This window comes from uncultured Microbulbifer sp. (assembly GCF_947504145.1).
In the GTDB taxonomy this organism is placed as follows: Bacteria; Pseudomonadota; Gammaproteobacteria; order Pseudomonadales; family Cellvibrionaceae; genus Microbulbifer.
The window spans coordinates 149,638-174,981 of sequence record NZ_CANNGQ010000004.1 but is presented as its reverse complement, the minus strand read 5'-3'; the positions used below and the strand labels follow the sequence as shown (position 1 = coordinate 174,981).

15 protein-coding genes are annotated in these 25,344 nt (G+C 57.1%); 7 read left to right on the top strand and 8 right to left on the bottom strand.

All coding sequences use genetic code 11. The features are described from left to right. Position 1 precedes the first annotated feature (1 nt). From napA to Q1A74_RS14025, 3 genes are read left to right on the top strand one after another with little or no spacing between them, the layout of a single operon-like run. The gene (gene napA, locus Q1A74_RS14035; RefSeq protein ID WP_299597380.1) at positions 2 to 2,503 is read left to right on the top strand and encodes a nitrate reductase catalytic subunit NapA; all 2,502 of its coding nucleotides are present in this window, start codon (positions 2 to 4) and stop codon (positions 2,501 to 2,503) included. 41 nt (positions 2,504 to 2,544) lie between these two features. Then, positions 2,545 to 3,033, top strand: a complete 489-nt coding sequence (locus tag Q1A74_RS14030) for a nitrate reductase cytochrome c-type subunit (RefSeq protein ID WP_367275404.1) — start codon at positions 2,545 to 2,547, stop codon at positions 3,031 to 3,033. A 19-nt stretch (positions 3,034 to 3,052) separates the two neighbouring features. Beyond that, complete coding sequence (locus tag Q1A74_RS14025) at positions 3,053 to 3,739, top strand: cytochrome c3 family protein (protein ID WP_299597377.1); 687 nt, start codon at positions 3,053 to 3,055, stop codon at positions 3,737 to 3,739. 139 nt (positions 3,740 to 3,878) lie between these two features. Here Q1A74_RS14025 and Q1A74_RS14020 read toward each other — a convergent pair whose 3' ends face one another. From Q1A74_RS14020 to Q1A74_RS13990, 7 genes are all read right to left on the bottom strand, one after another. Then, on the bottom strand, positions 3,879 to 5,369 hold the full coding sequence (locus Q1A74_RS14020; RefSeq protein ID WP_299597374.1) for a mannitol dehydrogenase family protein: 1,491 nt from the start codon (positions 5,367 to 5,369) through the stop codon (positions 3,879 to 3,881). A gap of 14 nt (positions 5,370 to 5,383) precedes the next feature. Then, positions 5,384 to 6,799, bottom strand: a complete 1,416-nt coding sequence (gene uxaC, locus Q1A74_RS14015) for a glucuronate isomerase (RefSeq protein ID WP_299597371.1) — start codon at positions 6,797 to 6,799, stop codon at positions 5,384 to 5,386. A 440-nt stretch (positions 6,800 to 7,239) separates the two neighbouring features. After that, a complete protein-coding gene (locus Q1A74_RS14010; RefSeq protein ID WP_299597368.1) occupies positions 7,240 to 8,418 on the bottom strand; it encodes an alginate lyase family protein in 1,179 nt (392 codons plus the stop codon). A 96-nt stretch (positions 8,419 to 8,514) separates the two neighbouring features. Then, positions 8,515 to 11,463 carry a TonB-dependent receptor gene (locus tag Q1A74_RS14005; RefSeq protein WP_299597365.1) on the bottom strand — a complete coding sequence of 983 codons (2,949 nt, stop codon included), beginning with the start codon at positions 11,461 to 11,463 and terminating at the stop codon, positions 8,515 to 8,517. Between the two features lie 362 nt (positions 11,464 to 11,825). Next, positions 11,826 to 14,288: a glycoside hydrolase family 2 TIM barrel-domain containing protein gene (locus Q1A74_RS14000; RefSeq protein ID WP_299597362.1), complete on the bottom strand. Its 2,463-nt coding sequence runs from the start codon at positions 14,286 to 14,288 to the stop codon at positions 11,826 to 11,828. Between the two features lie 62 nt (positions 14,289 to 14,350). After that, positions 14,351 to 15,124 (bottom strand): 2-dehydro-3-deoxy-D-gluconate 5-dehydrogenase KduD, encoded by a 774-nt coding sequence (gene kduD / locus Q1A74_RS13995; RefSeq protein ID WP_299597359.1) that lies wholly within the window; start codon positions 15,122 to 15,124, stop codon positions 14,351 to 14,353. A gap of 36 nt (positions 15,125 to 15,160) precedes the next feature. Further along, positions 15,161 to 16,453 (bottom strand): glycoside hydrolase family 88 protein, encoded by a 1,293-nt coding sequence (locus Q1A74_RS13990; protein ID WP_299597356.1) that lies wholly within the window; start codon positions 16,451 to 16,453, stop codon positions 15,161 to 15,163. A 199-nt stretch (positions 16,454 to 16,652) separates the two neighbouring features. On the opposite strand from Q1A74_RS13990, the gene Q1A74_RS13985 reads away from it, so the two are divergent. The 3 genes from Q1A74_RS13985 to kduI all read left to right on the top strand — a co-directional run bounded on the left by Q1A74_RS13985 (position 16,653) and on the right by kduI (position 21,370). Further along, entirely contained in the window at positions 16,653 to 17,729 is a 1,077-nt protein-coding gene (locus Q1A74_RS13985) for a DUF4861 family protein (protein ID WP_299597353.1), read from the top strand. A gap of 125 nt (positions 17,730 to 17,854) precedes the next feature. Then, positions 17,855 to 20,470 carry a BNR-4 repeat-containing protein gene (locus tag Q1A74_RS13980; protein ID WP_299597349.1) on the top strand — a complete coding sequence of 872 codons (2,616 nt, stop codon included), beginning with the start codon at positions 17,855 to 17,857 and terminating at the stop codon, positions 20,468 to 20,470. Positions 20,471 to 20,536: 66 nt separating this feature from the next. Next, complete coding sequence (kduI, locus tag Q1A74_RS13975) at positions 20,537 to 21,370, top strand: 5-dehydro-4-deoxy-D-glucuronate isomerase (RefSeq protein WP_299597347.1); 834 nt, start codon at positions 20,537 to 20,539, stop codon at positions 21,368 to 21,370. A gap of 103 nt (positions 21,371 to 21,473) precedes the next feature. Here the strand turns inward: kduI and Q1A74_RS13970 are convergent, their stop codons facing one another. Beyond that, entirely contained in the window at positions 21,474 to 23,624 is a 2,151-nt protein-coding gene (locus Q1A74_RS13970; protein WP_299597344.1) for a hypothetical protein, read from the bottom strand. A gap of 455 nt (positions 23,625 to 24,079) precedes the next feature. On the opposite strand from Q1A74_RS13970, the gene uxuA reads away from it, so the two are divergent. Continuing rightward, positions 24,080 to 25,255 (top strand): mannonate dehydratase, encoded by a 1,176-nt coding sequence (uxuA, locus tag Q1A74_RS13965; protein ID WP_299597340.1) that lies wholly within the window; start codon positions 24,080 to 24,082, stop codon positions 25,253 to 25,255. Positions 25,256 to 25,344 lie beyond the last annotated feature (89 nt).

Genomic DNA, 25,344 nt, shown 5'->3' with positions numbered 1-25,344 from the left:
CATGGCCATTACCCGACGGGATTTCACCAAAGCGAGCGCGGTAGTTGCCGCTGCTGCCGCCGCCGGCCTGGCAGTACCAGCAAAGACCCAGAACCTGGTCAGTAAAGGCGGCGCCAACGAGCTGACCTGGAACAAAGCCCCGTGCCGTTTTTGTGGTACCGGCTGTAGTGTGATGGTCGCCACCAAAGACAACCGCGTGGTCGCAACCCATGGGGATATCAAGGCGGAAGTGAACCGCGGCCTCAACTGTGTGAAAGGCTACTTCCTGTCAAAAATCATGTACGGCAGCGACCGTCTGACCAAGCCATTACTGCGTATGCGCAATGGCAAATACGACAAAAATGGCGATTTTGTGGCAGTGTCGTGGGATCAGGCCTTCGACATCATGGAGCAAAAGTTTAAAGCGGCGATCAAAAACCACGGTTCCGATTCTGTGGGTATGTTCGGCTCGGGCCAGTGGACCGTATGGGAAGGGTATGCCGCCAGTAAACTGATGAAGGCTGGCTTCCGCACCAACAATATCGACCCCAATGCACGTCACTGTATGGCCTCTGCGGTGGCGGGCTTCATGCGTACCTTCGGCATCGACGAGCCCATGGGCTGTTACGACGATTTTGAACACGCGGATGCATTTGTGCTGTGGGGTTCCAATATGGCGGAGATGCACCCCATTCTCTGGTCGCGGGTTACGGACCGTCGCCTGTCGCACCCGGGGTGTAAGGTTGCGGTACTTTCTACCTACGAGCATCGCAGTTTCGAGCTCGCCGATATACCGATGGTGTTCACGCCCCATTCGGACCTGTTAATTCTGAATTTTATTGCCAATTACATTATTCAGAACAACAAGGTGAACAAAGACTTCGTCAAAAAACATACGCGCTTCGTGCGTGGTGAAACCAATATTGGTTATGGCCTGCGCGATGAAGATCCACGCGAACAGAAGGCCACCGGGCGGGACAAGGTAAATGCGTGGACAGATATGAGCTTCAAGGAATTCGCAGAATTCCTCGAGCCGTACACGCTGGAGCGCGCGGCGAAAGAAAGCGGGGTATCGAAAGCTCGCCTCACCGAGCTGGCTGAACTCTACGCGGATCCGAACACCAAGGTGATGTCTCTCTGGACCATGGGTTTCAATCAGCACACCCGCGGTGTCTGGGCGAATAACATGGCCTACAACATTCACCTGCTTACCGGGAAGATTTCTACTCCGGGTAACAGTCCTTTCTCTCTCACTGGCCAGCCCTCCGCCTGCGGTACTGCCCGGGAAGTCGGCACCTTCTCTCACCGCCTGCCAGCGGACATGGTGGTCGCGAATCCGAAGCACCGGGAAAAGGCCGAAAAAATCTGGCGGTTACCGAAGGGCACCATTCCTCCGAAGCCAGGCCTTGATGCGGTGGCGCAGAGCCGTGCGCTGAAAGACGGCAAGCTCAAAGTCTACTGGACCCAGGCCTCCAACAACGCCCAGGCCGGCCCCAACTTAATGCAGGAGTTACTGCCCGGTTGGCGCAATCCGGATGCGTTCGTGATTGTCTCCGATGTGTACCCGACCACTTCGGCACAGGCGGCGGACCTGATTTTGCCCACCGCCATGTGGGTGGAGAAAGAGGGCGCTTACGGCAATGCCGAACGTCGCACTCAGTTCTGGCATCAGCAGGTAAAAGCACCCGGGGAAAGCAAGTCAGACCTCTGGCAACTGGTGGAGTTTTCCAAACGCTTCAAAACCGATGAAGTCTGGCCCGAGGAATTGAGCAAGCAGCGCGGCTATCGTGGCAAGACCCTGTACGACGTGCTGTATGCCAACGGGCATACCAACCGTTTTCCCACCGAAGACCGCGACAAGAAATTTTCCAACGACGAAGCGGATGCGTTCGGGTTCTACATCCAGAAAGGATTGTTCGAGGAATATGCGGAATTTGGCCGTGGCCACGCCCATGACCTGGCACCGTTTGACCGCTACCACCAAGTGCGCGGCCTGCGTTGGCCTGTGGTAGATGGCAAGGAAACCCTGTGGCGTTTCCGCGAAGGCTCCGACCCCTACGTGAAGAAAGGTGCTGGTATTGAGTTCTACGGCAATGAAGATGGCCGCGCGCGGATCTTCGCTTTGCCCTATGAGCCGCCGGCGGAATCACCGGATCAGGCTTTTCCTTTCTGGTTGTGTACCGGGCGGGTACTGGAGCACTGGCACACGGGCTCCATGACCCAGCGAGTACCGGAGTTGTTTAGCGCGGTACCCTATGCAGTGGTGTATATGCACCCGGACGATGCTCAAGCACAGGGTTTCCGTCGCGGCAGTGATATCAAGGTGATTAGCCGGCGCGGGGAAATGATCGGGCGTGTGGAAACCCGCGGGCGGGCGCGGCCGCCGAAAGGCCTGGTGTATGTGCCTTTCTTTGATGCGCAGCGCCTGATCAACAAGGTGACTCTGGATGCCACTGATCCAATCTCAAAGCAGACGGATTTTAAAAAGTGTGCGGTAAAGCTGGAGTTGGTCTCACTGGCCTGAAGCTGGCAGCAACGTAACCCAATGAGAGTCGAGTAGCGATCATGACCGGAAAGCAGGTATTTACTATCGCCGTCGCCGTTATTGTATTTGTATGCGGACTGGCCACTGTTGCGGAACAGTTCCCGGATGCACCGGCGCCGGATGGTATTCGCAAGGGCGGCACGTTGTTTGAAGAGAGTCCGGCACCACAGCTGGCGGACCCGGTGAACACAGACGGCAAGCGGGTACGCGCTTACCCGGAGCAGCCGCCCACCATTCCCCATACCATTCGCGATTATCAGATCAACAAAAACACCAATCGCTGCCTGGAGTGCCACAACCGCATTCAGACTGCCGTGAGTGGTGCACCGATGATCAGTGTCACCCATTTCATGGATCGGGATTTTCAGGTTCTCGCCGATGTGGCACCGCGTCGGTACTTTTGCCTGCAGTGCCATGTGCCGCAAACCAATGCCAAATCCTCGGTGGGTAATACCTTCAAGGATGTGGATATTTTGTTGCGCAATCAGAAACAGAAATCCTCCCAGTAACGGATCCGGGGCCTGAGTAATGATTGACTGGATTAAAGGCTATTGGCGCACACTGAGCCGTCCGGCCACGGCATTCAGCCTCGGCTTTCTGCTGTTGAGTGGGTTTGTTGCCGGGATTGTTTTCTGGGGTGGCTTCAACACAGCCCTAGAAGTGTCGAATACGGAAAAGTTCTGCATCAGTTGTCATGAGATGCGGGACAACGTCTATCAAGAGCTCAAGGGCACCATTCACTGGACCAATCGCTCGGGGGTGCGCGCTACCTGCCCGGACTGCCATGTCCCCCACGAATGGACCCACAAAATTGCACGCAAGATGCAGGCGTCAAAAGAGGTGTGGGGCAAGATCTTCGGGACTATCAATACTCGTGAAAAGTTTTTGGAAAAGCGCCTGGAGCTGGCGCGGCATGAATGGGCACGCCTGAAAGCCAACGACTCCCTGGAGTGCCGCAACTGTCACGACTTCGAATACATGGATTTCAGCGTGCAGAGCGAGCGCGCGCGTAAACTGCACTCCACTGAGCTGGCCTCGGGCAAGGCCACTTGCATCGATTGCCACCGGGGTATCGCCCACCATCTGCCGAATATGGAAAACGAAGATGCCTGGGGGCCGGATAACCCCGCGCATGATGACAGCCGTTTTGGTGAGGATAATCCGCTGGATTTGGATAAAGACAAAAAGTCAGGCACGCCGAATAAGGTGAACTGATCGCAGCAGGCCCCCATGCATGGCATAAAAAAATCCCGCAGCACAGGCTGCGGGATTCAAATCTACAAACTATGGATTTCCGAATGGAAGACCGTAGTTACCATCGGCGGATGAGCACACTGTAAACAAACATAAAAACTTACAAGTCGCCAAACGCTTGTTCCACACACGCCAGAGTACCCTGCGCATCGAGTTTGTTCAGCCAGTTCACCACTGCTTTTTGCAGCTGCGCGCTCTGTTTCAGGTCGTCACCGAACACCGGAGTGAACGCGAGGAAGTTCGCGGCCAGTGCTTCGTTACCGGCAGGCTTGTACTGATCGCAGATCGCTTTCAGCTCCACCGCCAGCGGGTCGGAAACCTCGATAGCATTGCCTTGCTCGTCCACGGCGGATACATAACGGATCCAGTTGGCCAGGGCAAAGCTCAGCACTTCTATGGGGCCATTGTTCGCGAGATGATGACGCAGGGTGCCCAGCCAGCGCTGCGGAATCTTCTGCGACCCGTCCATGGCGATCTGCCAGGTGCGGTGGCGCAGAGCGCGGTTCTCGAAACGATCGATCAGTTCTGCCTGGTAAGCGGCAATATCAAACTCTGCCGGCACCTCGATGGAGCTGGTGGCCTCGGACTGTATAAAGTGCAGTGCCAGCTTGTTAAACGCCGGTACCGCCATCACATCCGCCACCGTCTCACAGCCGGCCAGGTAACCACTGTAGGCGAGCATGGAATGGCTGCCATTTAACAGGCGCAGCTTGATCAGCTCGTAAACTTCCACATCGTCAACCAGAGTGGCACCGGCCTTGTCCCAAGCTGGGCGGCCGCGCAGGAAGTTATCTTCCACCACCCACTGGGCGAAGGGCTCCGCCATTACCGCCGCCTCATCGCGACAGCCGATCAGCGCTTCCAGCTCTTCGCGGTCCGCGTCGGTCGTGGCCGGCACAATACGGTCCACCATGGTGGATGGCGTGGTGGTGTTTTCCGCAATCCACACCGCCAGTTCACTGTCGACTTTCTCCGCAAACTGCCCCAGCACATTGCCCAGCAGCTTGCCGTTGGACGGCAGGTTGTCGCAGGTCAGCACGGTAAAGCCCGGTAGGCCGCGCGCCTTACGCAGAGCCAGGGCACCGACGATGTAACCCAGAGCAGACCTGGGAGCCTGCGGGTTGGCCAGATCGTGAATCACGTCCGGGTGCTGCGGGTTCAGGTCGCCGCTCGCCGGATCGTGGCAGTAGCCTTTCTCGGTGATGGTCAGGGAAACGATACGCACACTTTCCTGGGCCAGAAGCTCCAGTAATTGTTGCGGGCTTTCCGGGCCCACCAGCACATCGCTCACCGCACCGACGATCTGCACCTTGGTGCCCGCGTTGGATTTTTCCACCACGGAATAAAGGCCATTCTGCGGCACCAGCTGATCGCGCACGCCGGCAGAACGCAGGCTAGCACCCACAATACCCCAGTCCTTTTCGCCGGCGGCAATACGGTTTTCCGTGAACCAAGCCTGGTGCGCGCGGTGGAAGGCCCCGATACCCAGGTGCACGATGCCGGTGGTGACTTCGTTGCGGTCGTAGGCCGGCTTGATCACCTCAGCGGGGAGGCTTTCCAGAATATTGTTGTTGAGTCGTTCTTGGCTCATTTCTTTTCCACCTATCAAAGCTTGTAAGCTTTTTTCGCCAGGTTGTAGGCGAGGTCCGCGGCCAGTTCGAAGGCTTCGTCTTCCTGCAGGCGGTGGTCGGAGACCAGCTGCGCCAGCCACACACAATCCATGCGGCGCGCCACATCGTGACGGGCGGGGATGGACAGGAATGCGCGGGTGTCATCGTTAAAGCCGACGGTGTTGTAGAAGCCGGCAGTCTCGGTTACCTGCTCGCGGAAACGACGCATACCTTCCGGGCTGTCGTGGAACCACCAGCTCGGGCCCAGTTTCAGCGCTGGGTAGTGGCCCGCCAGCGGCGCCAGTTCGCGGCTGTAGCTAGTCTCGTCCAGGGTGAACAGAATAATGCTCAGCTCAGGCTCGTTACCCACTGCTTCCAGCAGCGGTTGCAGCGCGCTGACGTACTCGGTCGGGGACGGAATATCGCAGCCCTTGTCGCGGCCGAAGCGCTCGAACACCAACTTGTTGTGATTGCGGAAAGAGCCCGGGTGAATCTGCATCACCAGGCCATCCTCGATACTCATGCGTGCCATCTCGGTCAGCATCTGGCCGCGGAACAGCTCCGCATCTGCCGCACTGCCATTACCGGTAACTACCTTCAGGAACAGCGCCTCGGCTTCCGCCGCAGACAGGTTCGCTGTGGTCGCCGTCGGGTGACCGTGGTCGGTGGAGGTCGCGCCCATCTGCTTGAAGAATTCGCGACGGTTGCGCAGTGCCGCCAGGTAGCCGGACCAGGTGGACGTGTCTTCACCGGTGATCTCGGCCAGCTGCGCCAGGTTATCGGTAAAGCCTTCGAAATCCGGATCCAGCACCGGGTCCGGGCGGAAGGCAGTGATCACACGGCCTTTCCAGCCGCTGTCCAGAATCTTCTGGTGATGACGCAGATCGTCCAGCGGGGACTCAGTGGTGGCAATCACCTCGATATTGAAGCGCTCGAACAGCGCCCGCGGCAGGAACTCCGGTGTTTTCAATGCGCTGTCGATGCGGTCGTAGTACAGCTCGGCGGTGTCGCTGTTGAGCTGAACATCCAGCCCAAATACATCGTGGAAAACCGTATCCAGCCAGGTGCGCGATGGAGTGCCGCGGAACAGGTGGTAGTTGTCCGCCAGCAGTTGCCAGATCTTGCGTGGATCCTGCTCTACCGGAGTGCCGTCCTGGGTGCGGATGCCCAGGCTCTCCAGGGGGATGCCCTGGGAATAGAGCATGCGGAACACATAGTGGTCCGGGCGGATCAGCAGGTCGGCCGGGTTGCCGAAGGGCTGGTTGTCGGCGAACCAGGATGGGTCGGTATGACCGTGGGGGCTGATGATCGGCAGATCTTTCACGCTCTGGTAAAGATTGCGCGCGATATCCCGGCTTACTTGGTCAGCCGGAAACAGACGGTCGGGGTGCAGAATCAGAGGGCGTGTCATGTGGATGCTTCCAGATTTCGGGTTTGCCATTGGGAACCGGCGGCTCGCGCTTCTCGTGTAGATGGAAGTCGTTGGAGGCCGAATCCGTTTATTGTTGTGTGGTTTTGCCAGCGCCGGAAACTTATATCGGCCGAGTCAGGCTCGAAAAAGAAAAGAGCCCGGCTCACCGCGCAGCAAGGGCTGCGGCGGGAGCGGGCGGTATGCGCGAATCAGTAGCAGAAGGGGTCCAAACCAGCCCCCTTGTGCCCGGTGCGCCAGGCGATGGAGAAAACCTCGATACTCGGTACGAGAGTGTGTATTGAGCAGCGATTGCCGCCATACTGTCAAAATTGGCTTTACCAGTCAACGGTTCTGGTAAGGCATTTGTCCTGATTTGGGTTCCCGGCCGCAGAATTTACCGCTGTTGGCCGGTCATTTCTGTGTTGCCAGTGGGCTAGGACCTATTCTACCGGCACCAAGCGTGGGTCTGGTGCCGCTGTAGATAAGTTGGCAAGTTTGTCCCAAGCCTGTGTGAACAGGGCGTCGGGGTAGGCCCGCTGGGCGTGGTACAGGGTGCTGCGGGCCACCTGCAGGTCCAGCCCGTACATCTCTTTGTAAGGCCAATTCTCTGGGGCCAACACGGTTTCTGCGATGAGCGCGTAGCCCTTTTTCAGAGCGTGACCGTCTACCGAGTAGTTCCAGATATCCACGCCCACCTTTTCGCCAAAGCGCCCCAGCAGGTTGTACGCCTCCAGATTGAAGTTGGCGTAGTGCCAGGGGCGGGTGCGTTCGAACTCTGCGTGCTGGTTACCGTGGCGATCGAACTGAGCGCCGATACGCCGCATCTGGGTGATGCGCAGGCGCCGCTTGGCGGTATCCAGGTCGCCGGTGAAGAGTGCAAAGGCCACTACCTGAGCATCGAACCAGGTGCCGTGGTTGTTGTGCCAGTTATCCTCTTCAAAGCCGTTGTCACTGGTCAGAAGCCAGTGATTGAACTGCCGAAACCACTGCTGAATATACTGAGTTTCTTCTGTACTCAGGTGCGTGCCGAGTAATTCGACCGCATCAATCAGCGGAATAAAAAAGCGCGCTTCAATGATGCCAATACCGCGGCCGTCGTTTATCCCGGGGATGGCCTGCGCGTGCTGAAAATTGGGGTTCATCCGCGTGTCCGGGTGGATAAACCAGTTGTGCAATTGTGCGCGGGCCTTGTCGGCGTAGCGCGTGTCGCCGGTGGCGCGGTAGACGAGCGCGAGTGCGGTGACATCGCGGCTCAGTGCTACCAGGCGGCGATTGTCGCCGGCCTGCTGGTTAATCTCCGGGTTGCGTTTGCCGTCCCGGCGGATATAGGGCAGTCCGTTTTCGGTATCCGGATTCGGCCACCAGTAAGGCCCCAGGCTGTAGTAGTCGTGCCGGTCGCCACTGGCGGGTGCGGATTTTTTGTCGACGACGGAATAGAGCGGGTTGTTCAGTGCTTGCCACGCACTTTCCGTAATTTCGGCGAGGGTTTCCGGTTCTCGCTCCAGTGCATCAAACAGCTCTGCATCGAATACTGCTAATTTCTCGCTGGCCGCGGCCCAGCCAACTTGGGAGAGCAGCGCAGTAAAAATGACGATGAGTATAGGTGTCAATCTGGGCATCGCGTACCACACCTCTTCAAATTGCAAACCGCTAAGGGGAGAAAAAAGGGACTCCATTTGGAGTCCCCTTTAGTCAGTGGTCTATGTGCCGACAACTCAGAAGAAGTTGTACTTCGCCTGCAGCACAAAAATACGACCGTCGAAGTGGGTGGCGCGAGGCTGGAATTCGTTATCCTGATATTCCTCGTACAGCGCTTCGGTGAGGTTGTAACCTTTCATGGACAGGCTGAAGTTGTCGGTGACGTTGTAGTAAGCCGACAGGTCCAGGCGGCCTGCGGCCTTCACGTTCTTGTTCCCTTCACCATTAAAGGTACCGACACTTTCCAGCTCGTATTCACTGCGGTAGTTGTAGGCCAGGCGCACACCGAAGGGACCGTCTTCCCAGTAGCCGATCACGTTGTAGGTGTCATCAGAGATGCCAGGAATGCGCGCTTCCAGCGGGGAGTCCTGCTCGGTGTGGGAGTAGTTGACGATGCCGCCCAGGCCATTCCAAGGGTACGGCAGGAAGCTCAGGTTTTGCTGAATGGACAGCTCGTAACCCTGCACCTGAATCTGCTCGTCCACGTTCTGGATCTTGGTAATGCTGACCTGATCGCCGGCCATGATGTAGTCCGCGTCGATCACATCGTAGGCATCTACACCGTTGGTGACACAGTTGTCGCCGTCGAGCGACAACGCGCCCACATCCAGGTCGTAATCCGCCAGCAGGCTGCCGTCACAGCTGGCAACGCCGGTGAAGAAGTTGTCGATATTCTTTTGGAAGGCGGCAAAGGTAATGGCGCTGCCTTCGCGGTTATACCACTCCAGCGACACATCGTAGGACGTCGCGGAGAAGGGCTCGACATCCGCGCCCGGCAATTTCACGCTGACTGCACCCGGCACCGAAGAAATGGTGGTGGCTGGTGTGGCGGCGCGCACGTTCGGGCGGGAGATGGATTCGCCGTAGCCGAAACGCAGCATCAGATCTTCACTCAGTTCCACCGCCAGGTTCAGGCTCGGCAGCAGGAAGTCGTAGTCGCTGTCGACGGCGCGCTTTTCCGGGTTGTTGATGTCGGTGGCACCGAAGGCGTAGTACGGCGAGGCCGCGGTCTGTTCGGAGTTCACATAGCGCACGCCGGCGTTACCGGAAACCGGCAGGTCGGCCACGGTGAAGTCCAGGTCGGTCATCAGGTAGAGCGCCGAGGTATCTAGTTCCACGTCGTACACCAGGCCGGCACTCTGCTGGCCACCGCGGGCGATCAAGCCGGTGGAGGGCACGCGCACGGGGATTTCACCGGTAACGGGGTCGGGTGCTACGTTGCCGATGGAGGCGGCGGCCAGGGCGTTGAGCGCATCTACATTCAGTGCATACCAGCCTTCGCCAGCGCCGGCAAAGCCCGGTGCGTCGCCGCCGAAGAAGTTGCCTTCGTTGACGTAGGCCGGATCGCCGATAGCGGCGTTGTTGAGGATGCCGTTCAGGTCGATGCCGGTGGGCGAGCTGCGCAGACGGTCGGAATCCTGAGTCTGGCTGGAGAAGCGGTAGCCAAAGGACACCGCGGAGACCGCCGGCAGTTCCAGCGCGCGTTTGGCGTTGAACTCAAACGAGTTGGCTTCGGTTTCCAGAATCTCAGAGGTACCGGTAATCAGTGCCTGTACATTGGGGTTGTCCACCAGGGTTGTGATACCAGAACCGCTTAGGGTGTCTTTTACCAGCCACTCACCGTCCAGGTTGACGTTTTCCAGCCCGTCGAACTCGGTAACGAAGTTGCCTACATCGCCATCACCGGTATAGAGACGCCCGGAAATTCCGCTGGTGCCTGCAGTAAAGATCGGGGTGTAGAAGAGTTCGCTCCAGTTGTTTTCCGCAGAAGACAGGGATACCAGTCCGTCGATGGTCCAGTCGTCGTTGGCCCACTCCGCATCCATCAGTACCGCTTGGGATTGTTCGTAGGTGTCCCAGATACGCGAGGTGTTGCGGTAGTCCACTTGGTCAAACAGGATGTCGGACACGGTGAAAATCGGGTTGCCGTTGGCGTCTACGGTACCGGTGTCACGGGGTGCGCTGTTCGGGGTAATGATGGTGCCACCGCTGCGGGTTCGCAGGTCGAGCTCCTGCTGGCCGTTTTCGTTCATGTCGCGCTCGGTGTAGAGCACGTTCAGGCCGAGGGTCAGGTTGTCGTTGGCCTGGAATTCGATACCGCCAGAGAAGGAGGTACGGGTGCCTTCGTTGATCTCGGAGCCCTGGCGCAGTTCGCCGGGCATTTTCACCACGGCGTTGTCCGGCAGATTGTTGGCGGCAGCCCAGGTGGCATAGTCCTCACCGCTGGCACCGACAAAATTGCCGTTGCTGGGAATATTGTCGTAGCGGTTGATCTTCACCGTATCGCGGCGGAAGGTCTGCTCGGAGGTCGCCAGGGTGGCGGTCACCGCGAGCTGGTCAGTGATCAGGTGCTTGGAGCCAGACAGTACCATCTCGCTGTCCAGCGCGTCGGCCAGCTGTTCGCTGCGGCCGGCAATAGAGAGGCTCAGCTTGCCGTCATCTTTGTCCAGTGCGCGCGGCAGTACCAGATCCACGGTGCCGGCAATACCGCCTTCCTGCATGGCCGCGGTCTGGGTCTTGATCACATTGGTGCCGTTGAATACCGCTGGATCAAAAGCGCCGAAGGGGTTCGGTGCGCCGAACGCCTTGGTGCTGCGCGCCGGGCTGGCAAAGGTCTGGCCGTTGGCGGTGGTCTGCACAAAGCCAGACGGCATACCGCGCAGGTTGATACTGGATTCGCGGCGCTCGCCTTCGCGATTGAGCTGCACGCCGGCCACCGCTTGCAGGGCTTCACCCATATCCAGTGCCGGCAGGGTGCCGATATCGTCGGCGGAAATACCGTCGACAATGGTGGAAGCATTGCGTTTAACGTCGAGCGCGTTATCCAGGTTGCGCTGGAATTGCGCGGTAACGACCACTTCTTCCAGGGTGTCACCTTCCTGCGCCAGGGCCGGTGCCGCGGACAGGGCGATTACGGTGCTCAGCAGGGTTTTGGTGAACGTCGGACGAATTCGATTGCTTGTCATGATCAGGCCCTCAGAGGTCTGTTTGTTATTTTCATGTGTTGTCTGACGGTGCCGCTGTCAGAACCTACCATCGCTAAATCTTGGACAGGTTGGGCAATGGTCACGGAAAAATGACAGATCGTCAAGTGGCCTTACCATCTATCCAGTCGTTAATTGAGGTGTCTGAGGCCTCATTGTGAAGCTTTTCGCGCCCCTGTGGCAGTCCATTGAGGTCGACGGGAGATTACAGGCAAAAGTGTGGAGGCGTGTGTGATCAGGCTGGCTGTAGGCGCCAACACCTTGCGCAAGGGGGATTACGCAAGGTCTTGGTAGGGTTTGTATGAGGTAGGTGGGGTTAGATGGGTGTGGCAGTTTGGTTCGGTTTAGTGAGATCGCGCCGCCGGCAGCTCGATATAGGCGCCCTTGATGTTCTGGGTACGAAACTCTACAACGGCCGGTCGATTTCCAGGCTTGAACTGTATGGTGGCAAGGCCATTGGCCATTTCTATACTGGATGAACCGGAATAGGTGCCCTGATTCTCCACCAGTTCTCCGCCGCCATTGAGTACCGAGAAATAGGCGCGCTCGCTGAAATTGATCGCGCGTCTGCCCTGCTTGTCCCGGGCTTCCGCGGTGATCAGGTAATCACCGCTGGCGGTGCGTATCGCATTAAGCACCACCTTCTCCGTCTTGTCGGGCTCTCCCAGGTGGTAGGTAAGGTCGTAGCCGTCTTCGGCGATCTGCTTGCCGGCGGCATTTCTGCCCACCGCGCGCAGCTGATTTTCTCCTTCCTTAAACGGCACCTGCCACACCAGTCCATGGGCGGGAAACTGCCCCGGCTTGCGCTTTTTCTTGCCGAGGCTTTTGCCGTTCAGGAAGAGCTCGGCGGAATCGGTATTGCAGTACACCTTGACGGGCCGCCCGCTCTCCGGCCCAAAGCGCACGGTCCAGGTGTGGGATTCAATCCAGCAAAACGGTGTATCGGCCCAGTAACTCGCGAAAACGTAGTAGGCATCCTTGGGATTGCCCGCGCGGTCCACCAGCCCCTTCTGGTTGATATAGGGCACGGGATTCTCCGGGCGCAGCGGTGTGCCGAAATCCTTGAACGCCCACTGTGCATTACCGGCGAAATGCTCGGTGCCTTCGCTTACCGACAGGTGCCAGTCAAACAGGTTCACCATGTAGTTTTCGTTCCAGTCGCTGTCCTTGGCCACGCTTTTCACTACCGCCTGGTTCATGGCTTCGGTAACGGATACTTGGGCGTCGGGGATGCCGTTTTTGTCGATGGGCGTTTCCGTATGCCTGCCGCGGTGGCTGGAACCACCGTATTCCATATGCAGGAAGGCGGGGTACTTACCCATCGCGTCTTCAAGCGCTGCCTCGTATTGACCGTAGGCACCGCCATACCATCCCGCCCAGACAGAGGGGGAGAAGGCATCCACCACTTCCGCGCCTGGGTAGTACTTGCGGATGGTCGTCATGCGCTGCGGATCCAGTTCCTTGGCGACCTTGTTTAAGTGCTTGAGGTAGGGCAGCACCACCGCATCATCGCCACCACCCGGGAAGTCCTCTTCCCAGTAAATCTCGTTGCCCAGAGACCAGAAGGCGATGCTCGGGTGATTGAAGTTCTGCGCGATCTGCTGCCGCAGCAGTCGTTCGGTATTCTCTTTCCACTCCTCGCCGCCCATACCGCCGCGACACCAGGGTAATTCATCCCACAGTATCAGCCCGAGTTCGTCTGCGGCGCGGTAGATTTCCGGGTCTTGAGGATAGTGCGCGAGACGCACAAAGTTGGCCCCCATCCGCTTCATTTGCAGCATATCCGCGCGGTGCTGGTCATTGCTCATGGCGGCACCGATACCCGCGTGCTCTTCATGGCGATGGGTGCCGCGAATCAGCACCCGTTTCCCGTTGACGAAGAAACCCTGGTTGGGACGCATCTCAAACCAGCGGTAGCCGAAACGCTCGCGATGCTGATGCAGGGTTTTACCGTCAGTGTCCTGCAGCTCGGTAACCAGTGTGTAGAGTGCCGGTGAATCCGGGGACCAGAGTTGCGGTTGCTGCAGCGGTGGGAGCTCGGCCTCCCCCTGCTCGCCGTCAATCTCGGTTTCGCTGCTGCTTACGGTTTTTCCCGCAGGGTCCAGCAGTGTCAACTGCAGCCGCGCTGCCTTGCCGCTGGTGCGGGCTGCGGACGATTTATCCAGAGTGATCTGCACCTTTGTCTGCGCCGATTCACGGCTGACATTGGGGGTGGTGATCGTCACAGACTGGATGTGTTCCGCAGGCAGTTGCTGCAGCCACACATCGCGGGTCAGGCCGCCGTGAATAAAAAAGTCGGCCTTTTGTGAAGGGATCAAGTTGCGATCGTATTCGTTGGATACGCGCACCTGCACCAGGTTGTCGGCATCGGGCTGCAGGTGTTCGGTAAGCTCGACGGTAAAGCCCAGGTAGCCGCCAATATGTTCGCCGATCTCGCGCCCGTTCAGGTAAACCTGCGCCTTCTGATTGGCGCCCTCAAAATAGAGTTTGTGGCGGGTGCCAGTGGGCAGATTCTCCGCGATACGAAAACGCTTGCTGTACCAGCCCGCACCGCGCCGGTAACCGGGCTGTGCATCCACGGTATCGGTGGCGTTCCAGGTGTGCGGCAGCGTCACATCCGTTGCGCCCGCCGCATCCAGCGACGGTGGCGATAGCCGTTCGTCCTGCAGGTATTCCCAGTCGCTATTAAACAACTGCTTTTCCTGTAGCGCTGAAGCCCAGGCTGTGGAAAACAACAGGTAAAAAAAAGCACCGCAAAAAAACAGTGCGGTGCCTGAGGGTGAGGATAATTCCTCTGCGCGTTGCATGGTTGGCTCCGTAAATTTTTATCGAAATAGTTTCTCGGATTTGCCTAATTTTTTTGACGTTCCTAGCGTGCCATCCAGCCGCCATCTACCAGCATGATGTGACCATTCATGTAGTCGGCCGCGGGAGAGGCCAAGAACACCGCGGCACCGGCCAGATCTTCCGGATTACCCCAGCGCCCGGCGGGAATACGCGCGCTGATCGCCGCATTGCGCTCGGCATCCGCGCGCAGGTTGGCGGTGTTGTCGGTGGCGAAATAGCCCGGTGCAATGGCATTGACCTGAATATTGTTTGCCGCCCACTCGTTGGCCAGCGCCTTGGTAAGCTGGGATACTGCCCCTTTACTGGCCGCGTAAGCGGGCACGGTAATACCGCCGGAGAAACTGAGCAGGGAGGCAATATTGATAATCTTGCCCGAGCCCTGTTTCAGCATCATCGCGCCGGCGGCGCGGCACATTCTGAATACGCCGTTGATGTTGGTGTCCATCACCGCGTTCCAATCGTCATCGGAATAATCCACCGCGGGTGCGCGGCGGATGGTGCCGGCGTTATTGATCAGAACGTCCAGACGGCCAAAGCGGGATTCCACTTCCTGGAACAGCGCATTGATCTGCTCCGGCTGGGACTGATCGCAACCCAGTGCAATGGTGTCGATGCCTTCGGCGCTCAGTTCCTGTTGTGCATTCTCGGCACTGGCGGAGGTGGAACCCACCACCACCACCCGCGCACCGGCGCGGCCAAGAGCCAGTGCCATCGCCTTGCCGAGTCCGCGGCTCGCACCGGTGACCATGGCGACCTTGCCCTCAAGGCCAAATTGTTTCTGCAGGTAATCGCGCATGGTGCGATCTCTCCTCAATTTACTGCGTAAGAGCGTTTACTTGTGATCGAGCTGGATGACTTCCGAGGCGGCCAGCAACAATGCGCCGGTGCCGTAAAGCTGGGTGTCTTCCGCGGTAGCGGAACCTGGTGCAAAGGCGACCTGTTGAACCCAGCCCAGTTTGCCGTTTGGCTGCACGCTGTCTACCAGTGACGCCCAGCCTTTGTGTACCGCGTCCACGTACTTCTCATCTTTTAGCAGACCACTGTTTACACCCCAGGCCAGCGCGTACACCAGCAGGCCGGTACCGCTGGATTCCGGTGGTGACTGTTCCTCGATCTCCAGCAGTGAAGAGGGCCAGCTGCCGTCCTTTTGTTGCAGGTCGACCAGTCGCGCGCTCATTTCCTGGAACAGGGTTTCGTAGCGCTCTTTTTCCGCGAAGTGATCCGGCAGTTCTTTCAGTGTGCGTGCGATACCGGCGAGTACCCAGCCGTTGCCGCGGCCCCAGTAAATCAGGCGGCCCTTGCTGTCTTTGCGCTCGAAATAGCGGCTGTCGCGCAGGTAAAGCTTTTCGTCGGTGTTGTAGAGATAGTCGGTAGTCACCCAGAACTCTTTATCCATAAAGTCCAGGTACTTCTGCGAGCCGGTAATGCGAGCCAGCTCCGCCCATACCGGTGGTGCCATAAAAATGGCATCGGCCCAGCACCAGCGAATGGTGCAGGAGGGATCGTCGAAATTACGATGGGCAAGGTCCTGGTGGAACTTGTCATCGTCATCAAAATAGAGGCTGGTGTCCGGCTGATCTGCCAGCACCTTGTCGAACTGCTGTTTCAGGTGTGCGATTTTTTCCTCGCCACCCATGCGCTCGTACAGGTCCAGATATACGGTACCCATTGCATGGTCGTCAGCGTGGTGTACCCGCGGACCCAACAGCCATTGATTGGTGAAAGCGTTGTTGATTACCGCCTGTTCGTAGGGCAGCTGCTTGCTCACTTTGGCCCATTCCAGCAGGCCGATCTGCCAGGTGGCATACATCCAGCCCTGGGGAATACCGCTAGCGCGGCCTTCTGCGCGCATCATGTTGCTGCGCAGGTCGTACTGGCTCAGCTGCCAGTCCGCCACGCGGTTGGCGGCAGCGGTGATGTCTGCCTGGGTGAGTGCGGGAGAGAGCTTGTCGGCGTAGGCCGGAATCTCGGCCGCAGGTGCCTGCCAGGCAACTGGCTCTGGCCAGTACTCTGCCTGCGCCGCACCACTGGCGCTGGCGAAGGCATTGGCGGAAGTGTGGATGCTGGTGCAGAGACCGCCGATCAGCAGTCCCAGCCCGAGTTGCAGGCTTCGGTTCAGAGTCATGATGCCACCTTTATTACTGTTATTTGTATTTCTTGGTGCTTTCAGCTACATCGCACGATCGTATCAGATGCGCGCAGGGGCCGAGCGTTGATGCGGGTCGCTATTCCCGCATTGCCACCGTTTTGATTTGGTCATGTGGTAATACCAGTTGCAGTAGTGTATGTTGGCCTTACCATAAAGTCTAGGTGGGGAAATAATAATGTTGGATTTCACGCATAAAGCGGCGCTCGCGGCGGCCGTTGCCCTGATCTCTACGAGTGGCTGCTCGGACAGCCGTAACGCACAGTCGGCGGCGCAAACGGAAGTGGCGCCTGTTCAGACTGCCGTGCAGAGCGCATCCACAGAAGCGAAAGAAGCGAAACATGGCGATAGCAATGTGGACGCCGAGGTAACGGGTGCCTACGCGGAACTGGCCGTGCGCCGTGGCGGCGTACCGGGAGACGACGGCAAGCTGCAGGGCGGTGAATATGTGCCGGTGGAATTTATGCAGCTGCCGGAAGACCACCAGATCGGCAACCGCCTGTTCAAATATGAAGGCCCGGGTTGGGAATCGGAGAAGGTGGCCTACCGGCTCTATTTCGATGAGCGTGCGGCGATCGATATTTTCGGCAAAACGAAACCGCAGCTGGTGCTACCAGAGGTAGGGCAGGACGGAACCGACTATCACGCGCTGTCTGACTGGGGAATGGACGTTCTGAAAGTGGGCCCGTCGCTCGGCATTGGCGGTGTTGGTGTCTGGCACCAGGGGAAGTTGGAAGGGGTTCGGCAATTCACCGGTGCCTCGGTAAACGTGTCTAACGAAACCGAAGCCTCCGCTGTGCGCGTGCAATACACCGGCTGGAAATCTGGCGGCGGCGAACGGAATCTCGAGATGACCCTGCGTATCGAGCCCGGCTCCCGGCTTACTCAGGTTCACACCAAAACGGAAATCCCCGCGGAAAGCTGGGCCACCGGAATCGTGCGTCACGGCCTGGAGCCGCTGGTATCTGCCAAAGACGGTGGCGAGTGGGGTTATCTCGCTACCTGGGGTCCTCAGAGTCTGGCGGACGACAACCTGGGTATGGCGATCTTTTTCCGCAACGCAGATCTGCAACAGATCACCGACGATGAATACAACCATCTGGTGCTGCTGAAGGGGGGCACTGAAGCGCAGTATCAATTTGCCGCGGTATGGCGCGATGAGGATGTCCAAAACCGCGCGCAGTTCGTCGAATACCTGAACGCGACGGCAACAGCACTGGGAAGCAGTAGCATCGTTGGTGGTGCGGGAGAATAGTCGAGTGAGAAGGTGAAACTACATCGCACTTTTGATGCGTGCCTGTATACCGTATCTCTGAGAAAGTAATACAGAGCGAGCCAGCTTTGGAATCACTTTCACACGCTTTTCCAAGGAGTTTTTTCATGCATTGCACCAATCGCATTGCCCGCGAGAAGCCCAGATTCAATCTGGGTTTCAAGTGGGTTGTTGGTCTGGCGAGTCTACTTTCCTCGGCTGTTTATGCGGAGGTTGAATTTGAATCCCAGTATAAGGTGGCCGACAACGGTCTCTACTTTAATGGGGAACAGGTCGGCTATGAATCACCGGACAACGGCAATAGTGACGTATACGACTACAAGTTCGGTCCGAGAATTTCCGCCCATGGCGATGCGATAAAAGTCTATGATCAGTTCATTTTTACTACCTGGTATAAAGGCGGTAAAAACGCACGAAATCTGATGTTGTCCCGCTATAACATGCAGACTGAGGTGATAAAAACCGTTGAGTTTCCCCATCGGCATACCGGACTGCGGGGGGACTGGTGGATCGGTGAATCGCATAATACTGCGGCTATTGGCATCAGCCCAAAGGATGGCAAGCTGCACATTCTTTACGACATGCATTCCTATTCGAGTAGTCAATTTCCTGATGACTATTTTCGTTATGCCTTCACAACTGTAGATGCCGCAACCGTTCCTGATGACGAGTTTACGCTCGATCTATTTGTGGAAGACCAACCGGGCGATTACGGCCATGTCAGTCTGAATGGTGTGGCCGACCCTGCCCAGTTTCAGGATCTTACCTACCCGACATTCTTTCTGAATGAGAACAATGACCTGATGTTCTTCATGCGCACAGGAGGAAACGACAACGGTGGCTACGTATTTACGAAATACGATGCATCAACAGAGACCTGGAATAGATTCACCCAGTTCAATCACCTGAATCAGGCAGCAAAAAGCCCGGACCTCGATCACAACTGGGGACTGTATGGCGACATGAAGTTTGTGAATGGAAAGCTGAGAACGGCTTTCCAGATACGTAGCGGCAACAAGAATGACAAGTTTCTGTATCAGAACGGCATCTTCTACGCCTATTCTGATGACCAGAACGGAAAAAATCAGTGGAAAACCCACCGGGGGGAAGAATTCGCGATCCCCCTGGTGGATCCACAGTCATTAAAAGTCTATGAACCCGGTGACCTGGTTGAGGCGACCGGAAAAGACGAGGTGTATATCGTCAGCGGTTTTGATTTTACCGTAACGGATCGTGGTGATGTGCATATCATCAGCAAAGTCAAAGATCAGGTCATCAATAAAACCGTCTATCTGCACTCCTATAAGCCCTCCGGAAGCAGTGAATTTATTCACTCTACGGAGTTTGCCGGTGCCGACAAGCTGTACACCTCCGGCGACAAGGTTTACATCATCGGACTGAAAAGTGGTCGCCCTTGGGTTCAGGCCACCGACGGTGGTACCAATGATTTTCAGACGGTATATGAAACTGGTAGCGGCTCGGCCTTTGGCCACGGGGTTCCGCATATTTATGACGAAAAGCTCTACTACTACCTTCAGGAAAAGGGCGATAGCACCAGCCTGCCGCTGCACGTACAGGTGATCGATCTCGACTTACCGAAGACGGACAGAGGGCCGGATGGATTTACTTTCGACTCCAGGGAAGGAGAGATCGTTCACGTTGTGGGAGTACAGGATATCGCCTTTGGCGCAGCGGGTAGCTTCTTCTATCTGTACAACCAGTCCGCCGATTTGCAGTGCGCTACCGAGGTTTTCGGTGATCCACAGCCGGGGGTTGTCAAGAACTGCTATGTAAGGGCCGCCAGCGACGCCGCAGAAGTTGATCCGGATGACGAATACTGTGCGGTGGCGGATCACACCTTTTCCGCCGCGCAGGAAAAGTTTGCCGATGCGTGTGTGGATTTTGCCTTTGAACGGTGCGAGGCCATCACTGTGGATTCGGTGCAGTGGGTGATCTGCAGTAGCGTCACGAACACTTTGGATATTCTACCGGTGGTCAATGGTAGTCAGAAAACCCGGGTCGAAGCCGAGGACTACTCCAGAGCCAGCGATGCCTCCCCGGTTAACAAAGGTGGAGATTACCGTTCCGGTGTTGTGGATATAGAAGTCACCACCGACAGCGACGGGGATTTTCATGTGGGCTGGATTTCCAGTGAGGATCTTCTGCACTACGACATTCTTATTACCCAGGCGGGCCCTTACCGTATGCAGATGCGCGCAGCGATTCCGCTGGACGACATCACCCTGGATGTTCGAGTCGACGATCAGCTTGTGGTAGCCGAACAGGCGCTTGCGAGTACTGGAAGCGAAGGCAGCTTCACGACATTCGATATCGAACTGGGTCACCTCGAAACTGGCTCGCAGGTCCTCACTCTGCAGTTTAGCAATGATTTGAACCTGAACTGGTTCTCTCTCGAATATCAGGAAACTACCGGCGTCGGGGACTCTGTAGATTCTGGGGAATCCGGGGGTTCCGGGGACTCAGGGGATTCCGGGGATTCAGGGGATTCCGGGGATTCCGGGGATTCCGGGGATTCAGGGGATTCAGGGGATTCTGGGGGGGCGGACGAGATAATTGATAATTCCGATGCTTCAAGTAATCAGAATACCGGGGAAGCGGGTAGTAAGGGTGGCGCGATTGAGCCGCAAATTCTCATTCTTTTGGCCATGATCCTCTTTGTATATCGCCGTGCCCAGTGGCGGTGCAGGTCTAACTCCCTGTGAAACTATTCGTTTTTTGTGAAAAGCGCGAAAGCGTCAAGATAAACATCCACGTGTTAAGGAGCCAAAATGCAATTTCTTCACAGCGCCGACAGTGTGCGCTATCAGCGCATGACCAATGCAGAGTTACGCGAATCTTTTTGCATGGAGTCGCTGTTTGAGCGCGGCACTCTGAATCTCACCTATACCGATGTGGACCGCGCAGTAGTGGGTGCCGCAGTACCTACCGTTCAGAAGCCGCTTTCACTACCCACCCACAAAGAGCTCGCCAGTGCGTATTTTTGTGAGCGACGCGAGCTGGGTGTGGTGAATATCGGCGGTGTCGGTGTTGTCGTGGTGGACGGCAAAGAATATCCGATGGAAAAATTTGATAGCCTGTATGTCACTCGCGGAAGCCAGGCGGTAACCTTCACCAGCGCAGACGACAGCGCACCGGCGGAATTCTATCTGGTCAGCTACCCGGCGCACCGGGTGACCGAAACCGTGCATATCCCGCTGGACAAAGCCAACCGGGTGGAGCTCGGCAGCATCGATGGCAGTAACGAGCGGGTTATATGTCAGTCTATCTGCCCCGGAGTGGTGGATAGTTGTCAGTTGGTGATGGGCATTACCCGCCTAGCCAGCGGTAGTGTGTGGAATACCAAGCCGCCCCATACCCACCGCCGCCGTACAGAAGTCTATCTGTATTTTGATTTTCCCCAGGACGAGCGTGTATTCCATTTTATGGGCCAGCCCCACGAAACCCGCTCTCTGCCCCTTGCGCCAAAGACCGCGATTGCCTCACCGCACTGGTCCATCCACAGTGGTGCGGGCAGCTGCAATTACAGCTTTGTGTGGGCTATGGGTGGTGAAAATCAGCAGTTTGACGATATGGATCACCTCAAGCTCGGTGATTTAGGCTAGCCGTCTTTTTTCAGTCTTTCTCTCTCCGCCAACATTGCAGCCCCACCTCGAGTGGGGCTTTTTTGTGAGTAAATCGGCAGCACAGAGTGCCGCCCTATACAAATCAGTAAGCGCGAACTTTTACGTAAGCGCAGCCATTACTCGCCTGGAACTTGAGGGTGGTTCCGCTAAATCCACCGGAAGACTCGTAGTTCGAATCCACTACCAGTGAGCCGCTGCCATCCACTGCCGTGATGGTGCCGCGGAAATCGCAACTGGGATTGTCGTTGCTGTCCCACACCTGCAGGTTCTCGCCGGACAGACTCCGGTCGAAGCGCACGCAGCTACCACTGCCCAAAGTAATTTCCTGGCGGCTGTCCCACGGCAAATCGATATAGCTACCGCAGCTACCACTGCCACCGCTGGAGCTGCCACTGCCAGAACTGCTGGACGAAGAGCTGCTCGATGATGAACTGCTGCCACCGGAACTGGAACTACTGGACGAGCTGCTGGAGGAACTGCTCGAAGAGCTACTGGAAGAACTGGATCCACTGCCAGAACTTCCCCCGGTATAGACCCCGGACAGCGGCATCTGCGCATGTACATCTTCCGCGTAGCTCTGATCCCAGGTACTTACCGGTGTGCCGCTGACATTCAGGTGCACAAACTGACTGCCATCCCAGGCAAACGCATAGCTGACCCCTGGGGCATCGAATAGGCCCCAGGAGGCAATGGGTGCACCGACACTGGTCGCCTTTTTGAGGGTGTTGTTAAGAAATACGTTGTTGGGGCCGGTGGGGCCGGACCAGTTACTGGCGTGATCCCCGGAGCCGTACCAGATCGGTTGCCAGGTACCGCTGTCCGGTGCGCCGTTGGTCCAGTTGCGGTGCTCGAAAGGTACTGCCACCATATTGTTGCGAATCAGGTTGTTGCGCTCCCAGCCACCGTGCAGGTTGATATCGCTATCGAGAGTATTGTTCTCGACGATATTGCCGGTGGCGGACCACTGAAGAGTGAGGTGGCGCAGGCGCGACAGGGTGTTGCCCTGAATCAGGCTGTCATAGAGTTTGGAGCCGCGGAAGTAACCATTGCCACCGGCACCCTTGTTCCAGGAACCGTTAAAACTATTGTCCTTAAACGTCATATGGCGGGCGAACTCGGTGACCAGTGGGTGCGAGCCCATCATGTCCATGCGCACATTCTCCACCCAGCCATCGGCAGCCCACTTAAAAATGATGCCGTGAATCGCATCCTCTGGGCACAGGTTCACGTACTTGTGGCCAACGCCGGATGGATTAGATGCGGAGTAGTCGTTGCCGTTGTAGCCCACGCAGTTGGTGCCGGTGGTAGACATCTGCAGATAGAAATCGCGAAAGCCCACATCTTTCACCGCAGTGACTGGCATTACCCGGCTCTTGTAACCGCTGTTGTTGTTGATCGGAATATCGAACTCGAGCGGCGCGTCGAGGGTGACGGTATCGTTACTGATATTGCGAGCCGTCACGGTAAATATCTGCGTGCGCATGTGCCCGGTTTGCAGGTGGGATTTTGAGCGCTTGCTGCTGGGCACTTGGCCGAGATCCAGGAAGGCGGTATCCGTTGCGGCGCCCACATAGATCAGATCACCGACAGAAAACTTACTCGCGCCGTTATTTTCCAGGTGCAAAACCGTATCGCCAAGAGATGCCGTCTGATCAAACTCGATACTGTGCTTCCAGTGGAAGTTGATACTGCCCTCGTAGTTCTGTTCGCCGGAGTGCTTGATACGGGTCTCCACACGGAAGGCGCCAAAACCGGGCCAATACTTTTTATCGAAGTCCGGCGCGCCGCTGGAGTCTGCTCCATAAGGCTGCCAGCTGCGCACGGTGATTTTGGTACCGCTCGCGGGGTTGTTGCCGGCACCGATAATCACCACACCGGAGCGGTCCACGTGCACCTCATCGTCCAGGTGTATTTCTCCGGCAGGCAACTGAATCGTCACACGGTTGGAAGGTGAGTTCCCCAGGGGAATCATGGTATCGATGATATTTTGCAGGGCGACCGCATCGTCCATCCCATCATTGGCAATAACCCCGTGGGCGGCGGCATTGATGGTTTGACTGAAATTGGATGGCAGTGGCTGGCCGCTCTTGTAGCCCGGTGCTGCCAGCAGTGGGCCACTGAACGAAGCGCACAGGGCGGTGGTTACTGCCAGCGCAACCGGGAGTCGGACTCCGTTGCGTGTGGCTGTTTTTCTCAATAATCGCTGTTTCGGCGGTTGATGTTGCTTATTCATTATTATCTCCGGAAATGATTCCAGGTTTGTGTGTCTGGCACACCGCGGTGGCGGTGCCAGGGCGTTCACAGGCCGGCAGCCATACAACCATTACCGCGCTGCCGGTCATGTCCGGCGTTTGAATACCGCGACGCCGGAAAGGAAAAGGTAAGTGGCTTTCTCTGGCCTTACAATCTAGCCACTAGGCTTTTTAATCAAATCGCAATAAATCACTCATGCGTGGCGTAAAAAACATCGTATTCGCGTTGATATGATTAAAAATTCGACGCCTGGCTGCGCGTTTTGCACTAAATTCAGGCTTTCGAGGAGGTGGCACTTGTCATTGACTGCAAAACTGAGTTTAATTGGTCCGGTGGTCTTACCAGTTGCATGTTTCACAATGAATACATGGCAGCCCGCTGGAGCTGAGGCTCGCGGATACAAGACCCGGAAGTGGAAAGAACAGGAAAAGTCCGATGCAAGAGACATGGCGCTGGTTTGGACCAGATGACGGAATTACCCTGCGGCACATCGCCCAGGCAGGAGCGACGGGAATTGTGAGTGCACTGCACGATATCCCCGCCGGCGAAGTGTGGCTGGAAGAGGCAATACAACAGCGCAAGGCATTGATCGAGGCCGAGGGGCTCAGCTGGTCGGTTATTGAAAGCATACCGGTGCACAACGATATCAAGGCGCGCACCGGCGATTTTGACCGGATGATCGAGAACTACCGCCAGTCCGTGATCAATGCGGGCAAGGCCGGGGTGACCACTGTCTGTTACAACTTTATGCCGGTGGTGGACTGGACCCGTACCAATTTGAATTACACCCTGCCAAATGGCAGCCAGGCCCTGCGCTTCGAAATGGCCGACTTTGCAGCCTACGATATCCATGTGCTGAAGCGCGCAGGCGCCGAGGGCGACTACCCGCCGGAAGTACTGGCGCGTGCAGAAACCTACCTGCAAACCAAAAGCAGCGACGAGCTCGCGCAACTGGAGCGCAACATTATTGCCGGTCTGCCCGGCGGTGAGGGCTCCCACGATCGCGACAGTATTCGGCAGTCCATCGAGCTGTTCAACGCTCTGGGTACCGATCGCTATCGGGAAAATCTGTTCCTGTTTTTGCAGGAGGTTATTCCCGCGGCGGAATCTGTGGGTGTGAAAATGTGTATCCACCCGGACGATCCGCCCTTCTCCCTGTTCGGCCTGCCGCGGGTGGTATCGACGGCGGAAGACGCGCGCGCTCTGCTGGGCGCCTATCCCAGCCCCTCCAACGGACTGACCATGTGTGCGGGTTCGTTTGGCGCGCGCGCGGACAATGATCTGGTGTCGATGACGCGGGAATTTGCCGAGCGTATTTACTTTGTGCACCTGCGCAATGTAATCCGCGAAGCCGACGGGTCGTTTTATGAGTCCGATCACCTCGCCGGTGACAACGACATGGTCGGATTGATCCGCGCATTGTTGGAGGAGGAGGGGCGTCGCCGCAGTGCCGGCTCTGGCCGTGATATTCCCATGCGCCCGGATCACGGCCACCTGATGGCCGATGAACTACAGATTGGTTCCGCAAAACCCGGATACTCCTATGTCGGGCGTCTCAAAGGGTTGGCGGAGTTGCGTGGGGTCATCCATGCCCTGAAAGCGCTCGGTTGAGGTAGCTTATGCCCGCGTTAGCGCAGCGATCGTCGGCTCAGACTTCAAAACTGTACCTTCAGTTTCTCAAGTCCGTTTCTGAGAAGCGG